The sequence below is a fragment of the Amycolatopsis stemonae genome, from assembly GCF_054781455.1.
On sequence record NZ_BAAGUJ010000011.1, the window covers coordinates 36,806 to 61,602 of the forward strand.

27 protein-coding genes are annotated in these 24,797 nt (G+C 72.3%); 4 read left to right on the forward strand and 23 right to left on the reverse strand.

Annotated elements, in window-relative coordinates; translation table 11 throughout:
* Positions 1-48: 48 nt before the first annotated feature.
* On the forward strand, positions 49-1,311 hold the full coding sequence (locus ACYVLJ_RS33375; protein ID WP_460441657.1) for an amidohydrolase family protein: 1,263 nt from the start codon (positions 49-51) through the stop codon (positions 1,309-1,311).
* On the opposite strand, the gene ACYVLJ_RS33380 is transcribed toward ACYVLJ_RS33375, so the two are convergent.
* The 8 genes from ACYVLJ_RS33380 to ruvC all read right to left on the reverse strand — a co-directional run bounded on the left by ACYVLJ_RS33380 (position 1,308) and on the right by ruvC (position 10,387).
* The gene (locus ACYVLJ_RS33380) at positions 1,308-3,656 is read right to left on the reverse strand and encodes a RelA/SpoT family protein (protein WP_460441658.1); all 2,349 of its coding nucleotides are present in this window, start codon (positions 3,654-3,656) and stop codon (positions 1,308-1,310) included. The genes ACYVLJ_RS33375 and ACYVLJ_RS33380 overlap by 4 nt on opposite strands.
* 181 nt (positions 3,657-3,837) lie before the next feature.
* The gene (locus ACYVLJ_RS33385; protein WP_460441659.1) at positions 3,838-4,356 is read right to left on the reverse strand and encodes a purine phosphoribosyltransferase family protein; all 519 of its coding nucleotides are present in this window, start codon (positions 4,354-4,356) and stop codon (positions 3,838-3,840) included.
* A gap of 1 nt (position 4,357) precedes the next feature.
* Positions 4,358-5,587, reverse strand: a complete 1,230-nt coding sequence (gene secF / locus ACYVLJ_RS33390) for a protein translocase subunit SecF (RefSeq protein WP_460441660.1) — start codon at positions 5,585-5,587, stop codon at positions 4,358-4,360.
* A gap of 1 nt (position 5,588) precedes the next feature.
* On the reverse strand, positions 5,589-7,385 hold the full coding sequence (gene secD, locus ACYVLJ_RS33395; RefSeq protein ID WP_451988586.1) for a protein translocase subunit SecD: 1,797 nt from the start codon (positions 7,383-7,385) through the stop codon (positions 5,589-5,591).
* Positions 7,386-7,603: 218 nt separating this feature from the next.
* Positions 7,604-8,008, reverse strand: a complete 405-nt coding sequence (gene yajC, locus ACYVLJ_RS33400) for a preprotein translocase subunit YajC (RefSeq protein ID WP_451988587.1) — start codon at positions 8,006-8,008, stop codon at positions 7,604-7,606.
* A gap of 119 nt (positions 8,009-8,127) precedes the next feature.
* Positions 8,128-9,201 carry a Holliday junction branch migration DNA helicase RuvB gene (gene ruvB / locus ACYVLJ_RS33405; RefSeq protein WP_451988588.1) on the reverse strand — a complete coding sequence of 358 codons (1,074 nt, stop codon included), beginning with the start codon at positions 9,199-9,201 and terminating at the stop codon, positions 8,128-8,130.
* A gap of 8 nt (positions 9,202-9,209) precedes the next feature.
* Positions 9,210-9,806: a Holliday junction branch migration protein RuvA gene (ruvA, locus tag ACYVLJ_RS33410; protein ID WP_460441661.1), complete on the reverse strand. Its 597-nt coding sequence runs from the start codon at positions 9,804-9,806 to the stop codon at positions 9,210-9,212.
* Entirely contained in the window at positions 9,803-10,387 is a 585-nt protein-coding gene (gene ruvC, locus ACYVLJ_RS33415; RefSeq protein ID WP_460441662.1) for a crossover junction endodeoxyribonuclease RuvC, read from the reverse strand. Before ruvC ends, ruvA begins: the two co-directional genes overlap by 4 nt.
* 74 nt (positions 10,388-10,461) lie before the next feature.
* Between ruvC and ACYVLJ_RS33420 the strand changes: the two genes are divergently transcribed.
* Positions 10,462-10,902 (forward strand): cupin domain-containing protein, encoded by a 441-nt coding sequence (locus tag ACYVLJ_RS33420; RefSeq protein ID WP_451988591.1) that lies wholly within the window; start codon positions 10,462-10,464, stop codon positions 10,900-10,902.
* On the opposite strand, the gene ACYVLJ_RS33425 is transcribed toward ACYVLJ_RS33420, so the two are convergent.
* The 5 genes from ACYVLJ_RS33425 to ACYVLJ_RS33445 form a co-directional block, all read right to left on the reverse strand.
* Complete coding sequence (locus ACYVLJ_RS33425) at positions 10,899-11,450, reverse strand: DUF4262 domain-containing protein (protein WP_451988592.1); 552 nt, start codon at positions 11,448-11,450, stop codon at positions 10,899-10,901. The two genes, ACYVLJ_RS33420 and ACYVLJ_RS33425, sit on opposite strands and share 4 nt — an antisense overlap.
* A gap of 233 nt (positions 11,451-11,683) precedes the next feature.
* Entirely contained in the window at positions 11,684-12,439 is a 756-nt protein-coding gene (locus ACYVLJ_RS33430; RefSeq protein WP_451988593.1) for a YebC/PmpR family DNA-binding transcriptional regulator, read from the reverse strand.
* Positions 12,440-12,480: 41 nt separating this feature from the next.
* Positions 12,481-13,101, reverse strand: coding sequence for a pyridoxal 5'-phosphate synthase glutaminase subunit PdxT (gene pdxT / locus ACYVLJ_RS33435; RefSeq protein ID WP_451988594.1), 621 nt, complete (start codon positions 13,099-13,101; stop codon positions 12,481-12,483).
* A gap of 75 nt (positions 13,102-13,176) precedes the next feature.
* Positions 13,177-13,497, reverse strand: coding sequence for an AzlD domain-containing protein (locus tag ACYVLJ_RS33440; RefSeq protein ID WP_451988595.1), 321 nt, complete (start codon positions 13,495-13,497; stop codon positions 13,177-13,179).
* The gene (locus ACYVLJ_RS33445) at positions 13,497-14,189 is read right to left on the reverse strand and encodes an AzlC family ABC transporter permease (protein WP_460441663.1); all 693 of its coding nucleotides are present in this window, start codon (positions 14,187-14,189) and stop codon (positions 13,497-13,499) included. The genes ACYVLJ_RS33440 and ACYVLJ_RS33445 overlap by 1 nt, the downstream gene beginning before the upstream one ends.
* 68 nt (positions 14,190-14,257) lie before the next feature.
* Here ACYVLJ_RS33445 and ACYVLJ_RS33450 point away from each other — a divergent pair, with 68 nt between their 5' ends.
* Complete coding sequence (locus ACYVLJ_RS33450; protein WP_451988597.1) at positions 14,258-14,821, forward strand: helix-turn-helix domain-containing protein; 564 nt, start codon at positions 14,258-14,260, stop codon at positions 14,819-14,821.
* A gap of 4 nt (positions 14,822-14,825) precedes the next feature.
* On the opposite strand, the gene pdxS is transcribed toward ACYVLJ_RS33450, so the two are convergent.
* From pdxS to ACYVLJ_RS33465, 3 genes are all read right to left on the reverse strand, one after another.
* Complete coding sequence (pdxS, locus tag ACYVLJ_RS33455; RefSeq protein ID WP_460441664.1) at positions 14,826-15,764, reverse strand: pyridoxal 5'-phosphate synthase lyase subunit PdxS; 939 nt, start codon at positions 15,762-15,764, stop codon at positions 14,826-14,828.
* 69 nt (positions 15,765-15,833) lie between these two features.
* Positions 15,834-16,817, reverse strand: coding sequence for a DUF5937 family protein (locus ACYVLJ_RS33460; protein ID WP_451988598.1), 984 nt, complete (start codon positions 16,815-16,817; stop codon positions 15,834-15,836).
* A 32-nt stretch (positions 16,818-16,849) separates the two neighbouring features.
* Positions 16,850-18,271 carry an FAD-binding oxidoreductase gene (locus tag ACYVLJ_RS33465; protein ID WP_460441665.1) on the reverse strand — a complete coding sequence of 474 codons (1,422 nt, stop codon included), beginning with the start codon at positions 18,269-18,271 and terminating at the stop codon, positions 16,850-16,852.
* A 119-nt stretch (positions 18,272-18,390) separates the two neighbouring features.
* Between ACYVLJ_RS33465 and ACYVLJ_RS33470 the strand changes: the two genes are divergently transcribed.
* On the forward strand, positions 18,391-20,499 hold the full coding sequence (locus ACYVLJ_RS33470) for an elongation factor G-like protein EF-G2 (RefSeq protein WP_451988600.1): 2,109 nt from the start codon (positions 18,391-18,393) through the stop codon (positions 20,497-20,499).
* A gap of 56 nt (positions 20,500-20,555) precedes the next feature.
* Here ACYVLJ_RS33470 and ACYVLJ_RS33475 read toward each other — a convergent pair whose 3' ends face one another.
* From ACYVLJ_RS33475 to pgsA, 7 genes are all read right to left on the reverse strand, one after another.
* Positions 20,556-21,059: an XdhC family protein gene (locus ACYVLJ_RS33475; RefSeq protein ID WP_460441666.1), complete on the reverse strand. Its 504-nt coding sequence runs from the start codon at positions 21,057-21,059 to the stop codon at positions 20,556-20,558.
* A gap of 12 nt (positions 21,060-21,071) precedes the next feature.
* The gene (locus tag ACYVLJ_RS33480) at positions 21,072-21,260 is read right to left on the reverse strand and encodes a hypothetical protein (protein ID WP_460441667.1); all 189 of its coding nucleotides are present in this window, start codon (positions 21,258-21,260) and stop codon (positions 21,072-21,074) included.
* Positions 21,261-21,351: 91 nt separating this feature from the next.
* Complete coding sequence (locus ACYVLJ_RS33485) at positions 21,352-21,546, reverse strand: hypothetical protein (protein WP_460441668.1); 195 nt, start codon at positions 21,544-21,546, stop codon at positions 21,352-21,354.
* Position 21,547: 1 nt separating this feature from the next.
* Entirely contained in the window at positions 21,548-22,030 is a 483-nt protein-coding gene (locus ACYVLJ_RS33490; RefSeq protein WP_460441669.1) for a LemA family protein, read from the reverse strand.
* Positions 22,027-23,172, reverse strand: a complete 1,146-nt coding sequence (locus ACYVLJ_RS33495) for a glycosyltransferase family 4 protein (protein WP_460441844.1) — start codon at positions 23,170-23,172, stop codon at positions 22,027-22,029. Before ACYVLJ_RS33495 ends, ACYVLJ_RS33490 begins: the two co-directional genes overlap by 4 nt.
* Positions 23,173-23,190: 18 nt before the next feature.
* Positions 23,191-24,108, reverse strand: coding sequence for a phosphatidylinositol mannoside acyltransferase (locus ACYVLJ_RS33500; protein WP_460441670.1), 918 nt, complete (start codon positions 24,106-24,108; stop codon positions 23,191-23,193).
* Complete coding sequence (pgsA, locus tag ACYVLJ_RS33505) at positions 24,105-24,731, reverse strand: phosphatidylinositol phosphate synthase (RefSeq protein WP_451988606.1); 627 nt, start codon at positions 24,729-24,731, stop codon at positions 24,105-24,107. Before pgsA ends, ACYVLJ_RS33500 begins: the two co-directional genes overlap by 4 nt.
* Positions 24,732-24,797: the final 66 nt, after the last annotated feature.

The following is a 24,797-nucleotide window of genomic DNA, read 5'->3' on the forward strand; positions in this document are numbered from 1 at the left end:
CCGTCAGTCTACGCTAGAGTTGACGCATCAACTCCTAGGGAGGACACGATGAAGACACTGGTGCGCGGCGGCCTGGTGGTCACCATGGACCCGGCCGTCGGCGACCTGCCCCGCGGTGACGTGTTCATCGAGAACGGCCGGATCGCCGCGGTCGCCCCCGCACTCGACGTGGCCGACGCCGACGTCGTCGACGCCGCGGGCAAGATCGTCCTGCCGGGGTTCGTGGACACCCACCGGCACACCTGGCAGACGGCGTTCCGCGGCCTCGGCGCGAACTGGACGTTCGACCAGTACCGCACCGCCATGCACGGCACGCTCAGGCCGCACTACCGGCCCGAAGACGTGTACCTGGGCAATCTCTTCGGCCGGCTCGAGGCCCTTTCCTCGGGCGTCACGACGATGCTCGACTGGTTCCACTGCGCCGACCGCCCGGAGAACGCCGACGCCGCGATCGCCGGGCTGCGCGACGCGCCCGGCCACTCGATCTTCTGCTACGGCGCCGCGGGTCCGGACATCGCCCCGGAGATCCGGCGGGTGCGGTCCCTGCTCCCCGGCGACGACCTGGCCCTCGGCCTGCGGGGGCCCGTGATGTCCACAATGGACGACACGGGCGCCGAGGTCGCGCTGGCGCGGGAACTCGGGCTCCGGACGAGCACCCACATCCACGGGACCGGCGGCTGGCCGCACGGCGACCGGCCGATCGACGGGATGCGTGAGCGCGGCCTGCTCGACGACCAGCTGACCGTGGTGCACGGCAACGGCCTCTCCGACGACCAGCTCGCGATGCTGGCCGACGCAGGCTGCTCGCTGTCGATCAGCCCGGACGTCGAACTGAAGATGGGCTTCGAGCCGCTGGTGACCGGCCGGGCACTGGCCGCCGGGCTCCGGCCCTCGCTGTCGATCGACGACTGCCCGTCCGCAGGCGGTGACCTGTTCGGCGCCATGCGCACGGCCTTGGCCGCCGAGCGCGGCAGCGTCACGACCCGGGACGTGCTCGGGTTCGCCACCGTGGAGGGCGCCCGGGCGGTCGGGCGCAACACCGGCTCCCTCACCGTCGGCAAGGACGCCGACCTCATCCTGCTCGATGCCGAGGACCCCAGCGTCTTTCCCGTCAGCGATGCTGTCGGCACGATCGTGGCGGCCGGCCACCCCGGCCTGGTGGACAGCGTCTTCGTCGCCGGGAAGGCGGTCAAGCGCGACGGGAAGCTGCTCGACGTCGACCTGCCCGCTGTGCGCGACCGGCTGCGGGAGTCCCGCGACCGCGTCGCCGCGGCCGCGGGCATCGCCGTCGACGGGTCGTGGACGCCCTAGGAAGCCGAGGTCACGCGATAGACGTCGTAGACGCCCTCCACACCGCGGACCACCTTGAGGACGTGGCCGAGGTGCTTCGGGTCGCCCATCTCGAACGAGAAGCGGCTGACCGCGACCCGGTCGCGGGACGTGGTCACCGACGCCGAGAGGATGTTGACCTTCTCGTCGGCCAGCACCTTCGTCACGTCCGAGAGCAGGCGGTGCCGGTCGAGCGCCTCGACCTGGATGGCCACCAGGAACACCGAAGACGCCGAAGGCGCCCATTCGACCTCGACCAGCCGCTCGGGCTGGGACTGCAGGTCGCCGGCGTTGGTGCAGTCGGTGCGGTGCACCGAGACGCCGCCGCCACGGGTGACGAAGCCGAGGATCTCGTCGCCCGGCACCGGCGTGCAGCAGCGGGCGAGCTTGGCCCAGACGTCGCTGGCGCCCTTGACCACCACGCCGACGTCGTTGGACCCGCGGCGCCGCGTGACGGTCGAGGGCGTCGCGCGCTCGGCAAGCTCCTCTTCCGCCGCGTCGACGCCGCCGATGAGCGCGACCAGCCGCTGCACGACGTGCTTCGCGCTGGTGTGGCCCTCACCGACCGCCGCGTAGAGCGACGAGATGTCGGCGTGGCGCAGCTCGGTGGCGACCGCGCCCATCGACTCCGCGGAGACGAGCCGCTGGATCGGCAGGCCGACCTTGCGGATCTCCTTGGTGATGGCTTCCTTGCCGCCTTCGATCGCCTCGTCGCGGCGTTCCTTGGCGAACCACTGCCGGATCTTCGCGCGCGCCTTCGGCGAGCCCGCGAACTGCAGCCAGTCGCGCGACGGCCCGGCGTTCTCCGCCTTCGACGTGAAGATCTCGACGACTTCGCCGTTCTCCAGCTTGCGCTCGAGCGCGACCAGGCGGCCGTTGACGCGGGCGCCGATGCAGCGGTGGCCGACCTCGGTGTGCACGGCGTAGGCGAAGTCGACCGGCGTGGACTCCACGGGCAGCGTGATGACGTCGCCCTTGGGCGTGAACACGAAGATCTCGCGCGAGGCCAGCTCGTAGCGCAGGGACTCGAGGAAGTCGCCCGGATCCGCCGCCTCGCGCTGCCAGTCGAGGAGCTGGCGCATCCACGCCATCTCGTCGACGTCCATCGCGTTGCCGTTGTGCGTGCCCTTGGTTTCCTTGTACCGCCAGTGCGCGGCGATGCCGTACTCGGCGGTGCGGTGCATCTCGTAGGTGCGGATCTGCACCTCGAGGGGTTTGCCGTCCGGGCCGATCACCGTCGTGTGCAGGGACTGGTAGACGCCGAACCGCGGCTGCGCGATGTAGTCCTTGAAGCGGCCGGGGACCGGCTGCCACAGCGCGTGGACGACACCCATCGCCGCGTAGCAGTCCCGGACGTCCTCGACCAGGATCCGCACGCCGACCAGGTCGTGGATGTCGTCCAGGTCGCGGCCGCGGACGATCATCTTCTGGTGGATCGAGTAGTAGTGCTTGGGCCGGCCCTCGACCTTCGCGGTGATCCGAGACGACACGAGGTTGCTGGTCAGGTCGGTGATGACCGAGCGCAGGTAGATGTCGCGCGAGGGCGCGCGGTCGGCGACCAGGCGCACGATCTCGTCGTACTTCTTCGGCTGCAGGATCGCGAACGCGAGGTCCTCCAGCTCCCACTTGACCGTGGCCATGCCGAGCCGGTGGGCCAGCGGCGCGAGGACTTCGAGCGTCTCGCGGGCCTTGCGGGCCTGCTTCTCCGGCGGCAGGAACCGCATGGTGCGCATGTTGTGCAGCCGGTCGGCGAGCTTGATGACCAGGACGCGCGGGTCCTTGGCCATCGCGATGACCATCTTGCGGATGGTTTCGGCCTCGGCGGACGTGCCGAGCTTGACCTTGTCCAGCTTCGTGACGCCGTCGACCAGCTCGGCGACCTTCTCGCCGAAGTCGGCCTTCAGGCTCTCGACGGCGTACCCGGTGTCCTCGACCGTGTCGTGCAGCAGCGCCGCGACCAGCGTGGTCGTGTCCATCCCCAGCTCGGCGAGGATGGTGGCGACGGCCAGCGGGTGCGTGATGTAGGGGTCACCGGACTTGCGCCGCTGGTTGCGGTGCAGTTCCTCGGCGACGTCGTAGGCGCGCTGCAGCAACCCGAGGTCGGCGTTGGGGTGCAGCTCGCGGTGGATGACGGCCAGGGGTTCGAGGACCTGCTTGACCGGGGCGGCGCGCTGCGCGGTGATCCGCCGGGCCAGACGCGCCCGGACCCGCCGGGTCGCGGACGGGTTCGGCGCCGCACCGTTCGGCCTCGGCGGCTGGGCCGCCGCCTGCCCGTTCTGCTGGGCGCCCTCTTTCGCGGGCACCGCGGCGTCGAGCTCCTGGCTCACCCGCACCTCCTGCTGCTCGTGCGGCCTTCGAACCACCAGGGTAGCCGCTGCGCCTCGCGGCCCCGCCGGGTGCGCCCGTTCAGGGGGATGCCAAGCCTCCGACCAGCGGCTTTGCCCTCCCGCGGCATGTCGCGAGTGGTCAGGGCGGTTCCAACCGCCCTGACCACTCACGAGAGCCGGGTCAGCAGGACTGGAGGGCGTGGACCTTGCGGTTCGCCAGTACCTCGCGGCCGCGCAGGGCGGCCAGTTCCAGGACCACCGACACGCTGTCGACCACGGCTCCCGCGTCTTCCAGGAGCTTGCCCGTGGCCGCGACCGTGCCGCCCGTGGCGAGGACGTCGTCGAGAACGGCGATGCGCTGGCCCGGCCGGACCACGCCCGCCGGGAGCTCGACGGTCGCCGTGCCGTACTCCAGCGCGTAGTCCACCCGGCCCGCCACCTGCGGGAGCTTGCCGGGCTTGCGGACCAGCACCACGCCGAGGCCGCGGGCGTACCCGACGGCCGCGGCGAGGAGGAACCCGCGGGCCTCCACGCCGGCGAGCGCCTCGACGTCTTCGCCGAGGGTGCCCGCCAGCGCGTCGGTCACCGCTTTGAACGCGCCCGCGTCCGCGAACAGCGGGCTCAGGTCGCGGAACAGCACGCCGGGCTCCGGAAAGTCCGGCACCTCGGCGATCAGGCCGAGGGCGTCGTCCAGCTGCACGTCAGCGCTTCCGCTTGGTCGACGGCTTGCCTTGCGGACGCTGCTTCTGGATCCGGGCCGGGACGCTGGCCGCGGCCGCGTACGCCCGTTCCTTGCGCAGTTCCTTGGCCAGGGCGTCGTCGTCCGAGGCGTCGAAGTCCTCACCGCCGGCCGCCTTGCGCTCCTGATTGAGGCGACGCTGGCGGACGCGCTCGGCCTGCTGCTTGTACTTCGGGTCGCGCATCTTGAAGTCGACCAGCAGCGGCGTCGCCAGCGCGACCGACGAGAGCACGCCGACCAGGGTGCCGGTCAGCTGCACCAGCGCCAGGTCCTGCAGCGTGCCGGAGCCGAGCAGGAGGTACCCGACGATCAGCAGGCCGAGGATCGGCAGCAGCGCGATGAACGCGGTGTTGAACGACCGCATCAGGGTCTGGTTCAGCGCCAGGTTCGCCGCTTCGGCGTACGTGCGGCGGGTCAGGCCGAGCAGGCCGCGCGTGTTCTCGCGGACCTTGTCGAACACCACCACCGTGTCGTACAGCGAGAAGCCGAGGATCGTCAGCAGGCCGATCACGGTCGCCGGGGTGACCTCGAAGCCGACCAGCGAGTACACCCCGGCCGTGACCAGGATGTCGTGCAGCAGCGAGATCAGCGCCGCCACGGCCATCCGCGGGTCGAAGTAGATCGCCAGGAAGATGACCACCGCGACGAGGAACACCGCCAGCGCGATCAGCGCCTTCTGCGAGATCTCGCCACCCCACGACGCGCTCACCGCGCTGTCGGAGATCGCCTGCACGCTCGGCTGGCCGTTGCTGCCCTTGGGGCCCAGGTCGGTGAACAGGCCCTGCTTGACCTTCGCGACCTCGGCCGCGTCCAGGGTGTCGGTCCGGATCTGGATGGTCGACGCGTTGCCGGTGCCGACCTTCTGCGTCTCGGCCGCCGGGCGGCCGAGCGCCTTCTGGAACGACTCCTTCGCCTGGTCCTCGGTGATCACGCCGTGGATGCCGTTGGCCGGCATCTGGATCTGCGTGCCGCCCTCGAACTCGATGCCGATGTTGAAGCCGCGGAAGACCATCGACGCGAGGCACACGAGCACCAGCGCGGCGAAGAAGATGTACCAGCGCTTGCGCTTGCCGACGACGTCGAACGCGCCGGTGCCGACGTAGAGCCGGTGGAAGATGCTTTCCTTCTTGCCGGGCTTCGCCGCGACCTTGCTGTCGCCGTCGGCGTCCGTGCCCAGTTCTTCGACCCCCACGTCAGGCCTCCTTCACGTTCGCGCGGCCGACCGAGGTCGACTTCTTACGCTGCGAACCCACTTGCTGCACGGCGCCGAGGCCCAGGTTCCTCGGGTTGGACAGGAACTTCGACTTCGACGTGGACACCATGGCCACCAGCGGGTGCGTCACCAGGTACACGACGACGAGGTCGAGCACCGTGGACATGCCGAGGGTGAACGCGAAGCCCTGGACGTCGCCGACCGCGATGACGTACAGGATCGCGGCGGCCAGGAAGCTGACCCCGTCCGACGCCAGGATCGTCCGCCGGGCGCGGACCCAGCCCCGGGGCACCGCGGACCGGAAGGTCCGCCCTTCCCGGATCTCGTCCTTCAGTCGTTCGAAGTAGATGACGAACGAGTCCGCCGTGATGCCGATGGCGATGATCAGGCCGGCGATGCCCGCCAGGTCGAGCGTGTAGCCGATCCAGCGGCCGAGCAGGACGAGCACCGCGAACACCAGTGCGCCGGACAGGGCCAGCGACAGGATGGTGAGCACGCCGAGCAGGCGGTAGTAGAACAGGCAGTAGATGAACACCACCAGCAGGCCGATGCCGCCGGCGATGAGGCCGGCCTGCAGCGAGGCGAGGCCGAGCGTGGCCGACACCGTGGTCGCGTCCGAAGACGCGAACGACAGCGGCAGCGAGCCGTACTTGAGGATGTCCGAGAGGTCCTTCGCCTCGGACTGCGTGAACTTGCCGGTGATCTGGGTGTTGCCGTCCAGGATCGCGACCTGGATGTTCGGCGCGGACACGACCTGCGTGTCGAGCACGAACGCGGCCTGCTGGCCGGTGTTCTTCGAGGTGAAGTCCGCCCAGATCTTGGTGCCCTCGCTCTTGAAGCTGAGGTTCACCACCCACTGGCCGCGCTGCTGGTCGTAGCCCGAGGTCGAGTCGGCGATCTCGGTGCCCGGCAGGAACTCCGGCTCCAGCAGGTACTTGTACGTGTCGTGGTCACCGCAGGCGACCAGCGGCAGCTTCGGGTCGTCGTTGCCTTCCAGCGGGTCCTTGGCGTTCGGCGCGCAGGTGAGCGCGGCCATCGCCTTGGCGACGAGCTCCTGGTTCGGCTGGCCGTCGGCGCCGATGAGGGCCTTGTTCTGGCGGAGCGCCTTCGCGGCCTGGATCTCCTTCGCCGTGTCCGCGTCGACGGAACCGTCCGCGGGCGCGGGGGCCTGGCTCGACGCCGGCGGCGGCGTGCTGGAGCTCGGCGGGGCCGGCGAGGTGCTCTGCTGCTGTGCGGGCGCGGCGCCCGGAGCGCCGCCGCCACCGCTCTTGGTGGCCGTCGGGGCGCCGGACGTCGCCGAGGGCGCGCCGGAGGACGGCGTGGCCGGCTTGCTCGGGGCACCGGACGTCGGCGTGTTCGTGGCGGGGGGCGCCGACGGCTGCGGCGGCACGACCGGCTGCGTCGCGTTGGCGACGACCTTCCGGAAGCCCAGCTTCGCGGTCTTGCCGAGGTTCTTCGCCTGGTCGCCCTGCTCGCCGGGGACGGTGATGACGACGTTGTTGCCGTCGAGGAGGACCTCGGTGCCGCCGACGCCGATCCCGTTCACGCGCCGCTCGATGATCTGGCGCGCCTGGTTCAGGGAGTCACGGGTCGGCTGACCGCCGTCGGGGGTGCGGGCGGTGAGCGTGACCCGGGTGCCGCCCTGCAGGTCGATGCCCAGCTTCGGGGTCGGCTTGTGGTTGCCGGTGAGGAACACCAGCGCGTACAGCGCGATCACGATCAGGGCGAAGAAGGCGAGATAGCGTCCCGGGCGGAGATGCCCGGCCGATGATGCCACGGTGCTTCGGTCTCCTCGGACTGGGTTGCCCCAACGATGCGGTGCCCGCCCCGGAGGGTTACCGGGGCCAGGTCTGTGTGCGATTCACTCCCGGGCACGGGTATGACGGCGGACACGCACGCAGCACCGAGACACTACTCGGTGCTGCGTGAGCCCGGCGTTGCAGGCCACACCGACTTTCGTCGGGGCTTTCGCGCGCGCCCGGGAGGATCCGCGGGCTACTTCTTGCCGTGCTCCAGCGGCGGCGCCACCTGAGCGGTGGTCTGCGGCTCGTCGTCCTTGATGCCGGCGCCCGACTCGATGATCGACTCCTCGGCGGGGGCCTCCACCTCGTCGGCGGCGTCCTCGTCGGTCTCGACGACCGGCTCGACCTTCTCGCGGACCGCGAGCCGCAGCCAGGTGGTGACGACGCCCGGCGCGATCTCGATGTCGATCGTGGTGTCGCCGGAGGCGTCGGCCACGGTGCCGTAGAGGCCCGAGGTGGTCATGACGCGGTCACCGGCCGCCAGGCTGTTCTGCAGGTCCTGCTGCGCCGCCTGCTGCTTCTTCTGCTTGCGCGTACTCATCACCAGCGGGACGGCGAGGACGAGCACGAGGAGCAGGGGCAGCAATAGACTTTGCATGATTCTCCGTTCGACGGACACGGCACCATGCCGAAATGCCCGGTTCTTGGGTATGTGCTCCTGTCAAGTGTGCCAGGTACCAGCGCGGACGCCAGCACCCACCCGCCGGTACGAGCCGCTCAGTCCTCGTCGAACAGCGACGGCCCGCCCTGGTCCGGGCGCCCCGGGAGGTCCGCGGGCGGCACCAAGCCGAGGTGTTCCCACGCGGCCGCGGTAGCGACGCGCCCGCGCGGGGTGCGGGCGAGCATACCGGCGCGGACGAGGTAGGGCTCACACACCTCTTCCACGGTGGTCGCCTCCTCCCCCACGGCGACCGCCAGCGTCGAGATGCCGACCGGTCCGCCACCGAATGACCTGGTCAGCGCGGTGAGCACGGCCCGGTCGAGCCGGTCCAGCCCCAGCTCGTCGACGTCGTAGACGGCCAGCGCGGCGCGCGCGACCTCGAGGGTCACCTTGCCGTCGGCGCGGACCTCGGCGTAGTCGCGGACGCGGCGCAGCAGCCGGTTCGCGATCCGGGGTGTCCCCCGCGACCGGCCGGCGATCTCCTGGCAGCCGTCGCGGTCGATCGGGATGTCGAGGATCGTGGCCGCGCGGCGGACGACCAGTTCGAGCTCGGCGTCGGTGTAGAACTCCATCTGGCCGGTGAAGCCGAACCGGTCGCGCAGCGGGCCGGTCAGCGAGCCGGACCGCGTGGTGGCCCCGACCAGCGTGAACGGCGCGATCTCCAGCGGGATGCTGGTGGCGCCCGGGCCCTTGCCGACCACGACGTCGACCCGGAAGTCCTCCATCGCGAGGTACAGCATCTCCTCGGCGGGGCGCGCGATGCGGTGGATCTCGTCGATGAACAGGACGTCGCCGGGGGCCAGGTTGGACAGCATCGCGGCGAGGTCACCCGCCCGTTCCAGCGCGGGACCGGAGGTGATCCGGATGGCCGCGCCCAGCTCGGCCGCCACGATCATCGCCATCGACGTCTTGCCCAGCCCGGGCGGGCCGGACAGCAGCACGTGGTCAGGTGGCACGCCGCGGCGGCGCGCGCTCTCCAGCACCAGCTCGAGCTGCTCCCGCACGCGCGGCTGGCCGACGAACTCGTCGAGCTTGCGGGGCCGCAGCGTGCCCTCGACGTCGCGGTCGCCGCTCTGGGCCCACGCCGAGAGGGCTTCGTCCTCGTCCTCGCTCACGGCGTCATACTCCATGCCGCGCCCTACCGCTTCCGGCCGAGGGTGGCCAGCGCGGCACGCAGCACACTGGACGTCGTGTGGCCGTCACCGTCGGCGAGGACCTTGTCCACGGCCTGCTCGGCCTGCTTGGCCGGGAACCCGAGCCCGGCCAGCGCCTCGACGACTTCGGCGCGCAGCGCGCCCGGCGCGGTGACGGCGGGGACGTCGCCCGTGCCGCCGAGGGCGGTGACCTTGTCCCGCAGTTCGAGGGTGAGCCGCTCGGCGCCCTTGCGGCCGATGCCGGGCACCGAGGTGAGCACGGTGATGTTGCCTTCGACCAGGGCGGCCCGCAGCTTGTCGGGGTCCAGCACGGCGAGGGTGGCCAGCGCGAGCCGCGGCCCGATGCCGGACACCGTCTGCAGCAACCCGAACAGCTCGCGCGCGTCGACGTCGGCGAACCCGAAGAGGGTCAGCGAGTCTTCGCGGACGACGAGCGCGGTGTGCAGCCGGGTTTCCTCGCCGCGGCGCAGGGTGGCCAGCGTCGCCGGGGTGGCCTGCACGGCGAAGCCGACCCCGCCGACCTCGACCACGACGTGGTCCAGGCCGACCGAAAGGACTTCTCCGCGTACCGACGAGATCATCGCGCTGCTCCTGGTTTCTTCGCCTGTTTCGCCGCGGCGGCGAGGCGGGCTTTGTGGGTGCGGGCCATCTCGGCCGCGCGGGCTTCGGCCTCGGCGAGCCGGGCCCGCATCGGCTCGCGCCAGAGGTGGCAGATGGCCAGGGCGAGGGCGTCCGCGGCGTCGGCGGGGTGCGGCGCGACCTCGAGGTTGAGCAGGCGCATCACCATGGCGGTGACCTGCGCCTTGTCCGCCCGGCCCGACCCGCTGACCGCGGCCTTCACCTCACTGGGCGTGTGGAAGACGACCGGCAGGCCCCGCCGGGCGGCGGCCAGTGCGACGACGCCACCGGCCTGCGCGGTGCCCATCGCGGTCCGGACGTTGTGCTGGGCGAAGACGCGTTCGACCGCGACGGCCTGCGGCTGGTACTTGTCCATCCAGCGCTCGACCTCGTCGGAGATGCCGAGCAGCCGGTGCGCCAGGTCGGCGTCGGCGGGCGTGCGCACCACGTCGACGGCGACGCAGCGGACGGCGCGGCCCTTGCCGCCGTCGACCACCCCCAGGCCGCACCTGGTCAGACCGGGGTCGACCCCGAGCACCCGCACCCGTTCTCCCTTTCGCCGCGAACATCAGTTCGAGCTACGAGGCTACTGGGCGCGTCTGCGGCAGGATGGGTGACATGCCGGAGCCCGCCGATTTCGTCACCCACCTGGGGCTCGAGCCCCTGCCCGTCGAAGGCGGGCGGTGGGCGCAGAGCTGGCGCTCCCCCGCCGGGTCCGCGATCTACTACCTGCTCGTCGCGCCGGAGTTCTCCGCGCCGCACCGGCTGGACCGCGTCGAGGTCTGGGTCCACCACGCGGGCGCGCCCGCGGCGATGCTCCTGCTGCACCCGGACGGTTCGGTCGAGCGGCCCGTGCTCGGCACCGACGTCGCCGCCGGCCAGCGGCCGCAGGTCGTCGTGCCGGCCGGGACCTGGCAGGCGACGGTCACGCGCGGTGCGTGGAGCCTGCTGGGGACCGTCGTGGTGCCGCCCTACACGGACGACTGCATCGAGTTCGCCCCGGCTTCGGAGCTGGCTGCGCGTTACCCGGAGGCGGCGGCCGACCTGCGGGCGTTCTAGGGGCCGTCGACGCCCGGCGTCCAGCTCTCCGGGTCACCGCTGCCGGTCAGCACGGGCTGCCACTGCGCGAAGCCCTCGGGCGCGTCCGGGTGCCACGGGAACTTGCCCTCCGGCGTCGCGACGATCAGCTGCAGCGCCGGGAAGTCGCCGTCCGGGTAGATGAGGAACGCCGAGCCGAAGTACTCGGGGTAGTGCCCCTTGTTGACGCGCTCGAGGACGACCGGGACCCCGTCGAAGAAGTCGTCGTAGCGCTTTCCGACCTCGAAGATCTCACCGTTGGCCGCGCGGTCGACGTACGCGTCGAGCAGCACCTGGCCCATCTGGTCGGGCAGCCCGACGACGACCGCCTCGGGCACGTTGTGCAGCGCCCACGCGCACGCGGTGAAGCAGTAGCCGGCGCCCTCGTCGTCGGGTGCGACGGTGATGACCGCGTTGCCGCGTTCCTTCGCCTGCCCCTCGATCCATTCGACCAGACGCTGTTCGTCGGGCGTCAGTTCGGCGGCGAGATCGGCGGAGGCGGCGGGGGTCGTCGAGGTCACGGCGCACATTCTGCCTGACGATCCGGGGAGAACACAGGGCCCGGGCCGGAAAGTTTCCGACCCGGGCCGCGATTCCGTGCGGGGCAAGGAAAAACTCAGCCGACCTCAGCCGACCTCGGCGAGCACCTCGTCCGGAACGTGGAGTGCCACACTGTGCGTAGACGTTCCCCGCCGCCCGACAGCGCGAAGGCCGCCCAAGGACACAGAGTCCCCTGGCGGCCTCCAACGCACAAAGCCCGACCTCAGCCGACCTCGGCGAGCACCTCGTCCGAAACGTCGAAGTTGGCGTAGACGTTCTGCACGTCGTCGCAGTCCTCGAGGGCGTCGATCAGCTTGAAGACCTTCTTCGCGCCGTCCGCGTCGAGGGGGACGCTCACCGACGGGAGGAACGTCAGCTCGGCCGACTCGTACTCGAAGCCCGCCTCCTGCAGTGCCTTGCGCACCGGGACCAGGTCGCCGCCCTCGGAGACGATCTCGAAGCTCTCGTCGAGGTCGTTGACCTCTTCCGCGCCCGCGTCGAGGACCGCCATGAGGACGTCGTCCTCCGTCGCGTCGCCCTTCGGCATGATCACGACGCCCTTGCGGGTGAACATGTACGCGACCGAGCCCGGGTCGGCGAGGGAGCCGCCGTTGCGGGTGAGCGCGGTGCGGACCTCCATCGCGGCGCGGTTCTTGTTGTCGGTCAGGCACTCGATCAGCACCGCCACGCCGTTGGGGCCGTAGCCCTCGTACGTGATGTTCTGCCAGTCGGCGCCGCCCGCCTCTTCACCGGCGCCGCGCTTGCGGGCGCGCTCGATGTTGTCCTGCGGGACCGAGTTCTTCTTGGCCTTCTGGATGGCGTCGTAGAGCGTCGGGTTGCCGTCCGGGTCGCCACCACCGGTGCCCGTGCGGGCGGCCACCTCGATGTTCTTGATCAACCGCGCGAAGAGCTTGCCGCGCTTCGCGTCGAGGTTGGCCTTCTTGTGCTTCGTGGTGGCCCACTTGGAGTGGCCGCTCATCTCTCCTCCATCTGTTCCGTACCCCGGCCGGGCACCGCGTCTCAGGCTGCCTTCCGCACGAGGTCGACGAACAGCCGGTGCACCCGCACGTCGGGCGTCAGTTCCGGGTGGAACGCGGTCGCCAGCACCGCCCCCTGCCGGACCGCGACGATCCTAGCGGTGTCGTCGTCCACGCCGGGCACGCCGCTGACCGAGGCCAGCACCTCGACCCCGGCACCGGCCTTCTCGACCCACGGGGCCCGGATGAACACCGCGCGCACCGGCCCGCCGTCCACCTCGGCGAAGTCGAGGTCCGCCTCGAAGGAATCGACCTGCCTGCCGAAGGCGTTGCGCCGCACGACGACGTCGAGCCCGCCGAGCTGCTGCTGGTCCGGCCGCCCGTCGAGGGTCTGCCGGGCCAGCAGGATCATCCCGGCGCACGAGCCGAAGGCGGGCATGCCCTCGGCGATCCGCGCGCGCAGCGGCTCCAGCAGCTCGAAGCTCTCCAGCAGCCGCGACATGGTGGTCGACTCGCCGCCGGGCAGCACCAGACCGTCCACTTCGGACAGCTCCGCGGCGCGGCGGACCGGCACCGCCCGCGCGCCCGCTTCGGCCAGCATCGCGACGTGTTCGCGCACGGCACCCTGCATGGCGAGCACACCGACGACCGGCTCCGACGACACCCGACCTCCCGAAAGACCTTCCCACCAGCCTAGACGCCCGCACTCCCGGCCTTAACGGCAGGTCAGCCGCGCGGCTCAGGGGATCCCGGCCAGCCTCAGCAGCGCCGCCGTGGCCGCGGCCGCCACGACCACCAGCACGAACGGCGCCTTCCGCCACGCCAGCACCCCCGCGACCAGCACCCCCGCCGGCCGCGCGAAGCCCGCGAACCCGTGCCCCTCCGTCAACGCGCTGACCGCCACCAGCGCGGCCAGCAGCACCACCGCGGCCAGGGCCATCAACCGCTCCGCGCGGGGCGACAGTTTCACCCGGCTGCGCAGCACCGGCCCGGCGAACCGGAACGCGAACGTCCCCAGGGCCAGCACCGCCGTGCCGACCAGCAGGTCCACGCCGTCCATCAGCTCGCCTCCTGCATTTCGGGCTCCTTCGCCGCGACGCCGGCCACCACGCCCGCCAGCGCGAGCAACACGGGCAGCCCGGCCGGCAGGAACGGCGTCGTCGCCAGGGCGACCACCACGCCGGCCAGCACCGGCAGCCGCGCCGCGCGGTCGCGCAGCGAGGGCAGCACCAGCGCCAGCAGCACCGCCGGGAAGGCGGCGTCCAGGCCGAACACGTCGGTGTCGCTGATGGCCGTCCCGGCGAACGCGCCCGCGACGACGCCGAGGTTCCAGCAGACGAACAGGCCGATCCCGCAGGCCCAGTACGCCGCGCGCCGGTGGTGCGCCTCGCGCTGGGCCAGCGCGAACGCGACCGACTCGTCGATCATCAGGTGGCTGCCGGCCAGCCGCGCGGGCCACCGCTTGCCCAGGACGTCGCCGATGGCGAAGCCGAAAGGCAGGTGCCGCGCGTTGGCCAGCAGGCCGGCCAGGACGGCCGCGAACGGGTTGCCGCCCGCGGCGACGATCCCGATAAACATGAACTGCGAGGCGCCGGCGAAGACCAGCACCGACATCAGCATCGGCAGCCACAGCGGGAAGCCCGAGCTCACCGCGATGGCACCGTAGGACACCCCCACGAGACAATCGGCGAGGCAGACCAGGCCGATGTCGCGGGCGAGACCCCGATCGAGTGTTCGCCATATCGAACGCATGTGTTCTATGGTGAACACAAGGCCCCGCGTTCGTCAAGGCGAACAGAACGACTGATGGAGCGAACGGCATGGCGCAGGAACCGACGGGCGCACCGCTGGAGATCATCGCGGCTTCGCTGCGCCGCGAACGCACGCGCGCGGGCTTGTCCCTGACCGAGGTCGCGCGCCGCGCCGGCCTGGCCAAGTCGACGCTGTCCCAGCTCGAGTCGGGCACCGGCAACCCGAGCGTCGAGACCCTGTGGGCGCTCGGCGTCGCCCTCGACGTGCCGTTCTCGCGGCTGGTCGAGCCGGAACGGCCGAAGGTCCGCGTCGTTCGCGCGGGCAAGGGCCCGACGGTGTTCGCCGAACACGCCGACTACGCCTGCACGCTGCTGTCGGCGTGCCCGACCGGCGCCCGCCGCGACATCTACGTGGTGCGCGGCGAGCCGGGCACGCCGCGGCGCTCCGACCCGCACATGACCGGAGTGGTCGAGCACATCGTGCTGTGTGCGGGCCGGGCGCGCGTGGGCGTCATGGACGACCCGGAAGAGCTCTTCCCCGGCGACTACATCTGCTACCCCGGGGATGTCGCGCACATCTTCGAAGCCCTCGAACCGGGTACCTACGGTGTCGAGATCTCCGAGTACGTCTAGGAAGTCACCAGCCGCGCTCCGCGAGGCGGTGCGGCTCCGGGAGCTCCTCGACGTTGATGCCGACCATGGCCTCGCCCAGGCCGCGCGAGACCTTGGCCAGCACGTCCGGGTCGTCGTAGAACGTCGTGGCCTTGACGATCGCCTCGGCGCGCTGGGCCGGGTTGCCGGACTTGAAGATGCCGGAGCCGACGAACACGCCTTCGGCGCCGAGCTGCATCATCATCGCCGCGTCGGCCGGGGTGGCGATGCCGCCCGCGGTGAACAGCACCACCGGCAGCTTGCCGTTCTGCGCCACCTCCTTCACGAGCTCGTACGGCGCCTGCAGCTCCTTGGCGGCGACGAACAGCTCGTCCTCCGGCAGCGAGGACAGCTTCCGGATTTCGGCGCGGATCTGCCGCATGTGCGTGGTGGCGTTGGAGACGTCGCCGGTGCCGGCCTCGCCCTTGGAGCGGATCATCGCCGCGCCCTCGGTGATCCGGCGCAGGGCCTCGCCGAGGTTGGTCGCGCCGCAGACGAAGGGCACCGTGAACGCCCACTTGTCGATGTGGTTGGCGTAGTCGGCCGGGGTGAGCACCTCGGACTCGTCGATGTAGTCGACGCCGAGGGACTGCAGGACCTGCGCCTCGACGAAGTGGCCGATGCGGGCCTTCGCCATCACCGGGATCGAGACGGTCTCGATGATGCCGTCGATCAGGTCGGGGTCGCTCATCCGCGCGACGCCGCCCTGGGCGCGGATGTCCGCGGGCACGCGCTCCAGCGCCATGACCGCGACCGCGCCGGCGTCTTCGGCGATCTTGGCCTGCTCGGCGGTGACCACGTCCATGATCACGCCGCCCTTGAGCATCTCGGCCATGCCGCGCTTCACCTTGGCGGTGCCGGTGACGGACTGGACGGTGCCACTGGGAGTGGACTGCTGCTCGGACACGACGAGGCCTTTCGACACGAAATCGGGGGTACGTCTCCGAGCGTAGGTCGACGGTGGACCCTTCAAGCAGGCCAGTACGCGGCTATCTCAGGAGTCCACTTCCGGCACGCCCGCGACCAGGACTTCCGCGGCCCTGGTGCGCGCGTAGAGCACGTGACGTCCGGCACGGTGCCCGCTGACCAGGCCCGCGGCCTTCAGCGCCCCGAGGTGCTGGGACACCGCGCCGGCGCTCAGCCGGGTCCGGCGCGCCAGCTCGGCGGTCGACGCCGGCGCGGTCAGCTCGGTCAGCAGCATCGCCCGGCCGCGGCCCACCACGGCGGCCAGTGCGCCGGGCGCGGTGGCCGTGCCGGTCTCCCACAGCGTCGCGATCCCGCGCGGCGGGTAGCGCAGGACCGGCTGCCAGCGCGGGTCGGTCTTGGAGAACACCCGCGGCCAGACGAACGCCGAGGGCACCAGGACCAGGCCGCGCCCGTCGAGCGGCACGGCCGCGTGCAGGTGCCGGTGCGCCACCGTGAGCGTGCCGCCCTGCCAGCGGACCAGCGGCGTGAGGTCGTTGAACAGCTCGGCGGCCCCGCCCTCGGCCAGCAGCCGCGACCGGTGCAGCACGTCGGCCTCGAGCAGCGCGCGGATCCGCGGCCAGTCGGGCGCCAGCACGAGGTCCCAGTACCGCTCCATCAGCGCCGCGAGCCGGTCGAGCCCGGCTTCGGGGTCGCGGTGGAAGCGGTTCAGCGCCGGTGTGCGCGGCCCGGCCATCGCGTCCAGCTCGCGCCGCACGACGCGGGCGGGCACGTCCCGCAGGTCGGCGAGCTCTTCGGCCAGGACGGGCAAGGGGGTCTTCGGCGTGCCGGCGAGGAAGCCGGGCAGGTGCCGCAGCGGGACGAGCTCGCGCAGCAGGCCGATGTCCAGCCCGGCCTCGTCGAGCGCCGCGGTGGCGCGCTTGACCCACGGCAGGTGCAGGGCGTGTTCCCCGGGCTGGTTGAGGACGCGGACGCTCGCCACGATCTCCCACGCCGGGGAGAACGCGAAGCGGGTGTGCGCCAGGTCCTCTGTGGAGAATGCCAGATCGAGCACGCGCTGCCTCTCTGCCGGAAATTCCGCGCAGTCTAAGTCTTTCCGATGTGGACAGTCGAGGGGGGTACGGAAAGTCCTTGCGGGAAGGCGAAAATTCCTCGATCGTCATACTTCCGGGCGACATCGCGCAGCCGCGGCAGATTCTCTCCGTAATAAGCTTCGGCCCAATCCGGCATTTCGGGATCGAGGTAGTTGACGTACCCGGTCGTGCCGAATTCCGGCCCGAGCCCGTCCCGCACGGCCGCCAGCGAACGCCGTGCTCCGGCTTCGCCGCCGTCCGCCGGGCCCGCGTCGCGTAAGAACTGGAAGCTCGCCAGCGCCCGCCGGTGCGGGAACGCCGTGTCGCGGGCGCCGACGCGCGCGATGGCCCCGCCGCCGGAGTCGACGAGCGTGGTGACCGCCGGGTCGCGGGTCAGCACCGCCACCACCGCGGCCGGGTCGGCGACCGGCCGCGTCAGCATCCGCGAAGTCCCGGCGTAGGCCTCCCGGGCGGGCGGCCGGGAGGCCCGGACGTCGAAGGACCGCATCGCGCTCAGGTGGTCCCGCACCCGCCGGCGCCGCTCGGCCGGTGCGGTGCCGACCCGCCGGACGAGGTCGTCGAGCAGGGCGTCCAGCCTGGTCTCGGGACCGAGGAAGGTGCCGTTGACCCAGGCGTGGCCGGCCGCGAGGTCGATCGCCGACCACAACTCGTCGGGCATCCCGGGCAGCCACTCCTGCCAAGCGCCGAGCAGCGCCGCCTGCGCGGCCACCGGGAACGCCAGGAAGTAGGTGACGACGTCGGCGGCCCGCACCGTCCGGAAGGTGAACCCGGTGACGATCCCGAAGTTCCCGCCACCGCCGCCGCGCAGCGCCCAGAACAGGTCGGCCCCGGCCGCCTCGGACACCGTGCGCACCTCGCCGTCGGCGGTGACGATCCGTGCCGATTCGAGCAGGTCGCACGTCAGCCCGTACTTGCGGTCGAGCACGCCGATCCCGCCGCCGAGGGTGAGCCCGGCGATCCCGACGGCGCCGCAGACACCCGCCGGGAGCACCCGGCCCGCCGCGGCCAGCGTCGTCGCGACCGGCCCCAGCCGGGCACCCGCCCCGACCACGGCACGGCCGTCCGCGCGCAGGACGGCACCCGAAAACCGGCTCAGGTCCACCACGATCCCGCCGTCCACTGTGGAGTAACCGGGGTAGCCGTGCCCGCCGCCGCGGGCGGCGACCGGCAGCCCGTGGCGGGCGGCGAAACCGACGGCTTCCCGGACGTCTTCGACGCACGCGGCGCCGACCACGGCCGCCGGCTCCCGGTCGTCGTACATCGTGAAGAAGCCCCGCTTGGCTTCGGGGTAGCCGGCGTCGCCCGGCCGGACCACCGGCCCGCTGAGCCGGCGGCGCAGCCGCGCCCAGTCCGCGGGCGGCGGCCACGGCGCCGGAACCGTTCCCGGCCCCCGGGAGAACGCCCGCCCGTCCATGCCGCTCCCCCCGCCCGGGCATTCGGCTGGTCCCGGGAGCCCTGCCTTGCCGTGACCAGGGTAGCGGGTGTGTGATCGAGGACACATCCCGTACACCAGCCGTTCGCCGAGGAGTCGTCATGGCAGACAAACAAGCCAAGAACGCCGACACCGGGGCCGCCGTCGCTGTGGACGACCCCGCGAAGGTCCGCAACGTCGTGCTCGTCGGCCCGTCCGGCTCCGGGAAGACGACCCTCACCGAGGCCCTGCTCGCCGCGTCCGGCACGGTGCCGCGCGCGGGCTCGGTCGTCGAGGGCACGACGGTGTGCGACCACGACCCCGCGGCGGTCCGCCAGCAGCGTTCGGTCGGCCTCTCGGTGGCACCGGTGCTGCACCAGGGCCACAAGATCAACCTGATCGACACCCCCGGGTACGCGGACTTCGTCGGGGAGCTGCGCGCCGGGCTCCGCGCGGCCGACGCGGCGTTGTTCGTCGTCTGCGCCGCCGAGGGCGTGGACGCGGCGACGGTCGCGGTGTGGGAGGAGTGCGCCGCGGTGGGCATGCCGCGCGCGGTCGTCGTCTCCCGGCTCGACCACCACCGGGCCGACGCCATGGCCGAGATCGCCGCCTGCCAGGCCGCGTTCGGCGCCGGCGTGCTGCCGCTGTACCTGCCCGCGGGCGACGGCCTGGTCGGGCTCATCACCCAGCGGTACTTCGACTACTCCGCCGGGCACCCGCCGAAGGTCGGCGCGCCGGACCCGGCCGACCTCGAGCGGATGGCCGAGGCCCGCAACGAGCTGATCGAAGGCATCATCGCCGAGAGCGAGGACGAGTCCCTGATGGACCGGTACCTCGCCGGCGAGGAGATCAACGAGGACACCCTCATCTCCGACCTCGAGACCGCCGTCGCGCGCGGGTCGTTCCACCCGGTCATCCCGGTGTGCGCGACCAGCGGGATCGGCCTGGCCGAGGTGCTCGACGGGATCGTCCGCGCGTTCCCGTCGCCGCTCGAGCACAAGCCGCCCGACGTCACGACGCCGGACGGCGGGACGCACACCGCCATCACCGCCGACCCCGCGGGACCCCTCGCCGCGGAGGTCGTCCGGACGGCCGTCGACTCCTACGTCGGCCGGGTGTCCCTCGTCCGGGTGTTCTCCGGGACGTTGCGCCCGGAGCGGCCGGTGCACGTGTCCGGGCACGGCCTCGCCGAACGCGGGCACGAGGACCACGACGCCGACGAGCGCGTCGCGCACCTCTACTCCCCGCTCGGCGCGAACCTGCGGGAGGTGCCGTACTGCGTCGCGGGTGACCTCTGCGCGCTCACGAAGGTCGGCTCGGCGGAAACCGGCGACACGGTCTCGTCGCCGGACGAGCCGTTGCTGATGGAGCCGTGGGCGATGCCGGAGCCGCTGCTGCCGGTGGCGGTGGTCGCGAAGACCCGCAGCGACGAAGACACGTTGGCGCGCAACCTGTCCCGGCTGGTCGCCGGCGACCCGACGCTGCGGCTCGACCGCAACGCCGAGACCAGCCAGCTGGTGCTGTGGTGCATGGGTGAGGCCCACGCCGACGTCGTGCTCTCGCGGCTGCGCGCGGGTGGGGCGGACGTCGAGACCGAGCCGGTGAAGATCAGCCTGCGCTCGACGTTCGCCAAGCCGGCCAAGGGCCACGGCCGGCACGTCAAGCAGTCCGGCGGGCACGGCCAGTTCGCCGTGTGCGACATCGAGGTCGAGCCGCTGCCGCGCGGCGGCGGGTTCGAGTTCGTGGACAAGGTGGTCGGCGGTGCGGTGCCGCACCAGTTCATCCCGAGCGTCGAGAAGGGCGTGCGGGCCCAGCTGGCGCGCGGGCTGGCCGACGGGCACCCGGTGGTCGACGTCAAGGTGACGCTGGTCGACGGCAAGGCGCACAGCGTGGACTCGTCGGACGCGGCGTTCCAGACGGCCGGGGCGCTGGCGCTGCGGGAAGCCGCGGCGAGCGGGCACATCACGATGCTGGAACCCCTGGAAGAGGTGGCGATCCGGCTGCCCGACGAGCACCTCGGCACGGTGCTCGGCGACCTTTCCTCACGCCGCGGCCGGGTGCTGGGCACCGAAGCCGGCGACGGCGGCCGGACGGTGATCCGGGCGGAGGTCCCGGCGACGGAGCTGGTCCGCTACCTGATCGACCTGCGCTCGATGACGTCGGGCACGGCGACCTTCACGCGCCGCCACGCGCGGTTCGAGCCGATGCCGGAAGGGATGGCGGTGCACTGACGCCGGGCTCGTGAGGGGAGACAGCGTGCCGGCCCTGTTCCCCCTCACGACCGGCGTCAGAAGTCGAAGCCGCCCGGACGGCCGTTGCGGTCGGCCAGCAGGCCCGCCAGCGTCGCCACCGCGATCTCCGGCGGCGTGCGCGAGCCGATGTTGAGCCCGACCGGCCGGTGCACCCGGGCGATGTCCGCTTCCGCCACGCCGAGTCCCCGCAGCGCGGCCTCGTGCGGCCCGGGGTGACGCGGGTTGCCGAGCACCCCGATCCACCGCGGCTCCTCCGCCAGCGCGGCCTTGAGCACCTCCCCGAGCTCGGGCCGGTGGTGGTCGGTGACGACGACGTCCGCCGAGCCGTCCAGGGCCGGCATCGCGGTGTCCGCCTCGACGCCGTCGGGCCCGTCGGTGGCCCGCGCGGGATCGGGCTCGTACAGCGCGACGTGGTAGCCCAGCTCCCGCGCGAACGTCAGCAGGTGCCGCGAAACCGGCGACGCGAACACCGCCACCAGGGTCCGCGTGTCCGGGTCGGCTGCCGCCGTGCCGTGGGCGACGTCGCAGGTCTCACTCATGCGCCCAGTCTGTCAGGCCTGTTCGCCGACCGTCACGCGAAACGGCCACAGATCGGTCTTGCCCTTGACCAGCACCAGGTACCCGTCGGTCACGCGCACCACGAGCCGCTCCTGCGGCGACGACGGCCGCGGCGGCCGGTGCTGCTTGGCCGGCAGGTGCGCGCCGCCCTGCTCTTCGACGATCACCCACCACACGCTCACGCCGGTACGACGTCACCGCCGGGCGAACGGGTTCAGACTTCTTCGAGCACGCTCAACCGGAAGTGGAACGCCGACGTCTGTCCCTCGACGATCACGAGGTACCCGCCCACGCCCCGCAGGACCTTCCGCGACTTCGGCGACCAGGGTGGAAGGGCTCGTACTCGCGGGCCAGCCGCAGCGCCTCGGCCTCGGCCGTCGCCCGGTCGTCGTGGGAGGACGTCTCCGACAGCGACCAGCTCCGGCTGTTCCCCGTGCCGCGCTGCTCCTCGAGCACCACCCACCACATCTCAGACCTCCGGCTCGGCGAACTCGAAGTACTCCGGCAGCGGCGCCGTGCCCGCCAGCCTGAAGTAGCGCACCTTGCGCCGCCGGCGCAGGCGCAGGGTGTCGCGGACGGCGTCGTTGTGGACGCGGCGGGCGATCACCACCCGGTGCTCGGCGTCGGTCAGCTCCTCGGCCAGCTCGGCCGGCAGGCCCGCCCGGTCGGCGCGGCTCAGCTGCAGCGTCAGCTCGTTCTCCGCGGACTCGCGGTCCGCCCGCGGTGCCGCTTCGGCCTGCTCGGCCGACGTCCGCAACGCCGTGTCGCCGAGAACCGCCGCGACCGCCCGGGCCACGACCGCCCGGCGCGCCAGGGCCGCGTCGAGGGCCGCCCAGCCCGCGTCCATCCGGACGTGCAGCCGGTCCAGCCGGTTCGCCGTCGCCACCAGGAACAGCCCGCCCAGCACCACGATCAGCGCCACCAGGGGCAGCAGCCAGCCGAGCACGCTCACCGGGCGAGCTCCCGCTCCGGCGCCGCGACGCGCCGGGGGTCGGCGGCGATCGCCGTCTCGTAGACCCGCAGCACCTGGGTGGCCACCACCGTCCAGTCGAACATCGTGACGCGCTCCCCCGCCGCGGCGGCCAGCGACGCCCGGCGCGCCGGGTCGCCGAGCAGCTCGCGCAGGCCGCCCGCCAGTGCCGCCGGGTCACCGGTTTCGACGAGCAGCCCGGCGCGGCCGTCGTCGAGGACCCGCCGGAAGGAGTCGAGGTCGCTGGCCAGCACCGGGGTGCCCGCCGCCATCGCTTCGGTGAGGATCATCCCGAAGCTCTCGCCGCCGGTGTTGGGCGCGCAGTAGACGTCGACGCTGCGCAGCGCCTGGGCTTTGACGCCGTCGTCGGCCTGGCCCAGCAGCTCCAGGTGCGGCGCCAGCCCGGGACCGGCGTCGCGGCGCAGCTGGTCTTCGTCGCCCCGGCCGACCACGACGAGCCGCAGGTCCTCGAACTCCGGCAGGATCCGCCGCAGCGCCTCCAGCAGGACACCCATGCCCTTGCGCGGCTCGCCGAACCGGCCGACGAACCCGACCGTCCCGCCCGCCCGCGGGTAGCCCGGCAGCGGCGTCGCGGACGAGAAGAACTCGACGTCGACGCCGTTCGGGATCTCCACGGCGTCGCCGCCCGCGTGCTCCACCTGGACCCGGCGGGCCAGCGCGGACACGGCGATCCGCGCGGTGATCTTCTCCAGCAGCGGCCGCAGCACCGGCTGGAACGCCGACAGCGTGCGCGAGCGCGTGGTCGCGGTGTGGAACGTCGCCACGATCGGGCCGTCCGCGATGAGCAGCGCCAGCAGCGAAAGGCTCGGCGCGGCGGGCTCGTGCAGGTGCAGGACGTCGAAGTCGCCGTCGCGGATCCAGCGGCGCACCCGCGCGTAGGACACGGGACCGAACTGCAGCCGCGCGACCGAGCCGTTGTACGGGATGCCGAGCGCCTTGCCCGCCGGGTGGACGAACTCGGGCAGGTCCGCATCGTCGTCGGCGGGCGCCAGTACGGACACCTTGTGCCCGCGCGCCAGCAACGCCTTCGTCAGGTCGATGACGTGCCCCTGGACCCCGCCGGGCACGTCGAACGAGTAGGGGCAGACGATCCCGACCCGCAGCGGACGCGTGGCCACGGCTCAGCTCGCTTCTTCCAGGCTGACCCGTTCGCCCGCGTCGAGGTCGGCGGGCCAGAACTTCTGCAGCATGTGCCAGTCGGCGGGGTGCGCGGCGATGTCGCCGGCGAAGACGTCGGCCAGGGCCTGGGTCGCGGCCGCGACCTCGGCGCGCGCGGTGACGCGGATGCGCGGGTGCAGCCGGATCTGCCAGCCGTCCTCGGTGAACCAGCAGCCGGCCGGGATCAGGGCCGCGCCGGTCGTGGCGGCCAGCCGGGCCGGGCCGCCGGGAAAGCGCGCCTGCTCGCCGAAGAACTTCACCGGGATGCCGCTGTTGGTCAGGTCGCGGTCGCCGACCAGGCAGACGGCCTTGTTCTCGCGCAGCCGCTTCAGCAGCACGCGCATCGCCGAGCTGTCGCCGGTCAGCGGCACGATCTCGAAGCCGAGCGACTCGCGGTACTCGACGAACCGGCGGTAGAGCGACTCGGGCTTGAGCCGCTCGGCGACGGTCGTGAAGCCGCCGAGGTAGTCGGCCAGCCACACGCCGGCGATGTCCCAGTTGCCGCTGTGCGGCAGCGCCATCACCGCGCCGTTGCCGTCGGCGAGCGCCGCGTCGAGGTTCTCGACGCCGGTGATCGACGCCGCGACCCTGCCGCTGACCTCCTTGTGGTCCATCGAGGGCAGCCGGAACGTCTCGTGCCAGTAGCGGGCGTACGAGCGCATCGCGCGCCGCGTCAGCTCGTCCATCTCGACCTCGTCCGCCTGCGGCACGACGCGGGCGAGGTTGGCGCGCAGCTGCCGCACGCCCCCGCCGTCACGCTTGACGGCGAGGTCCGCGCCGAGCGAGAAGACCGTGCTGCCGAACCCGGCGGGCAGCCAGCCGGCCAGCTTCCACCCGGCCGTGTAGCCGAAGACGCTGAGCCGATCCGACAGCCTGCTCATGCCGGCTGCTCCCCCGCGGCGGCCTCGCGAGCCGCCTTCGCCACCGCCGCGAAGCGCTGCAGCAGCGTGATGACCGACAGGACGGCCAGGAGCCAGAGCGTGACGTCGACGGTGTACGGGATGCCGAAGCCGTGCAGGCCGGTGCCGACCAGGGCGATGATCAGCCGCTCGGCGCGTTCGACGAGCCCGCCGTCCACCGGCAGGCCGGAGGCGTCGGCGCGGGCCTTGACGTAGGAGATGACCTGGGCGAGCACCAGGCACAGCAGGGCCGCGGCGGCGGCCGGGTGGTTGTCGTCGACGACGAAGCACCACCAGGCGATGGCGGCGAACAGCGCGCCGTCGACCAAGCGGTCGCAGGTCGCGTCGAGCACCGCGCCGAACGGGGTGCCGTAGCCGCGGGCGCGGGCCATCGCGCCGTCGAGGAGGTCGAGCATGGCGAAGCCCCACACCGTGAAGGTGCCCCAGAGCAGGTAGCCGTTCGGGAAGAAGGCCAGGGCGCAGACGACGGCGCCGGCGGTGCCGAGCACGGTCATCACGTTCGGGGTCAGCCCGACGCGGACCAGCGCCTGGCCGATCGGATCGGTGACGCGGGAAACGGAGGCACGCGCGAAGATATTGAGCATCGGTTCGTCTGAGGCACCTGGCTACGAGGGTCGGGTGGGCGAATGCAGCCTATCCACCCGCCTCGG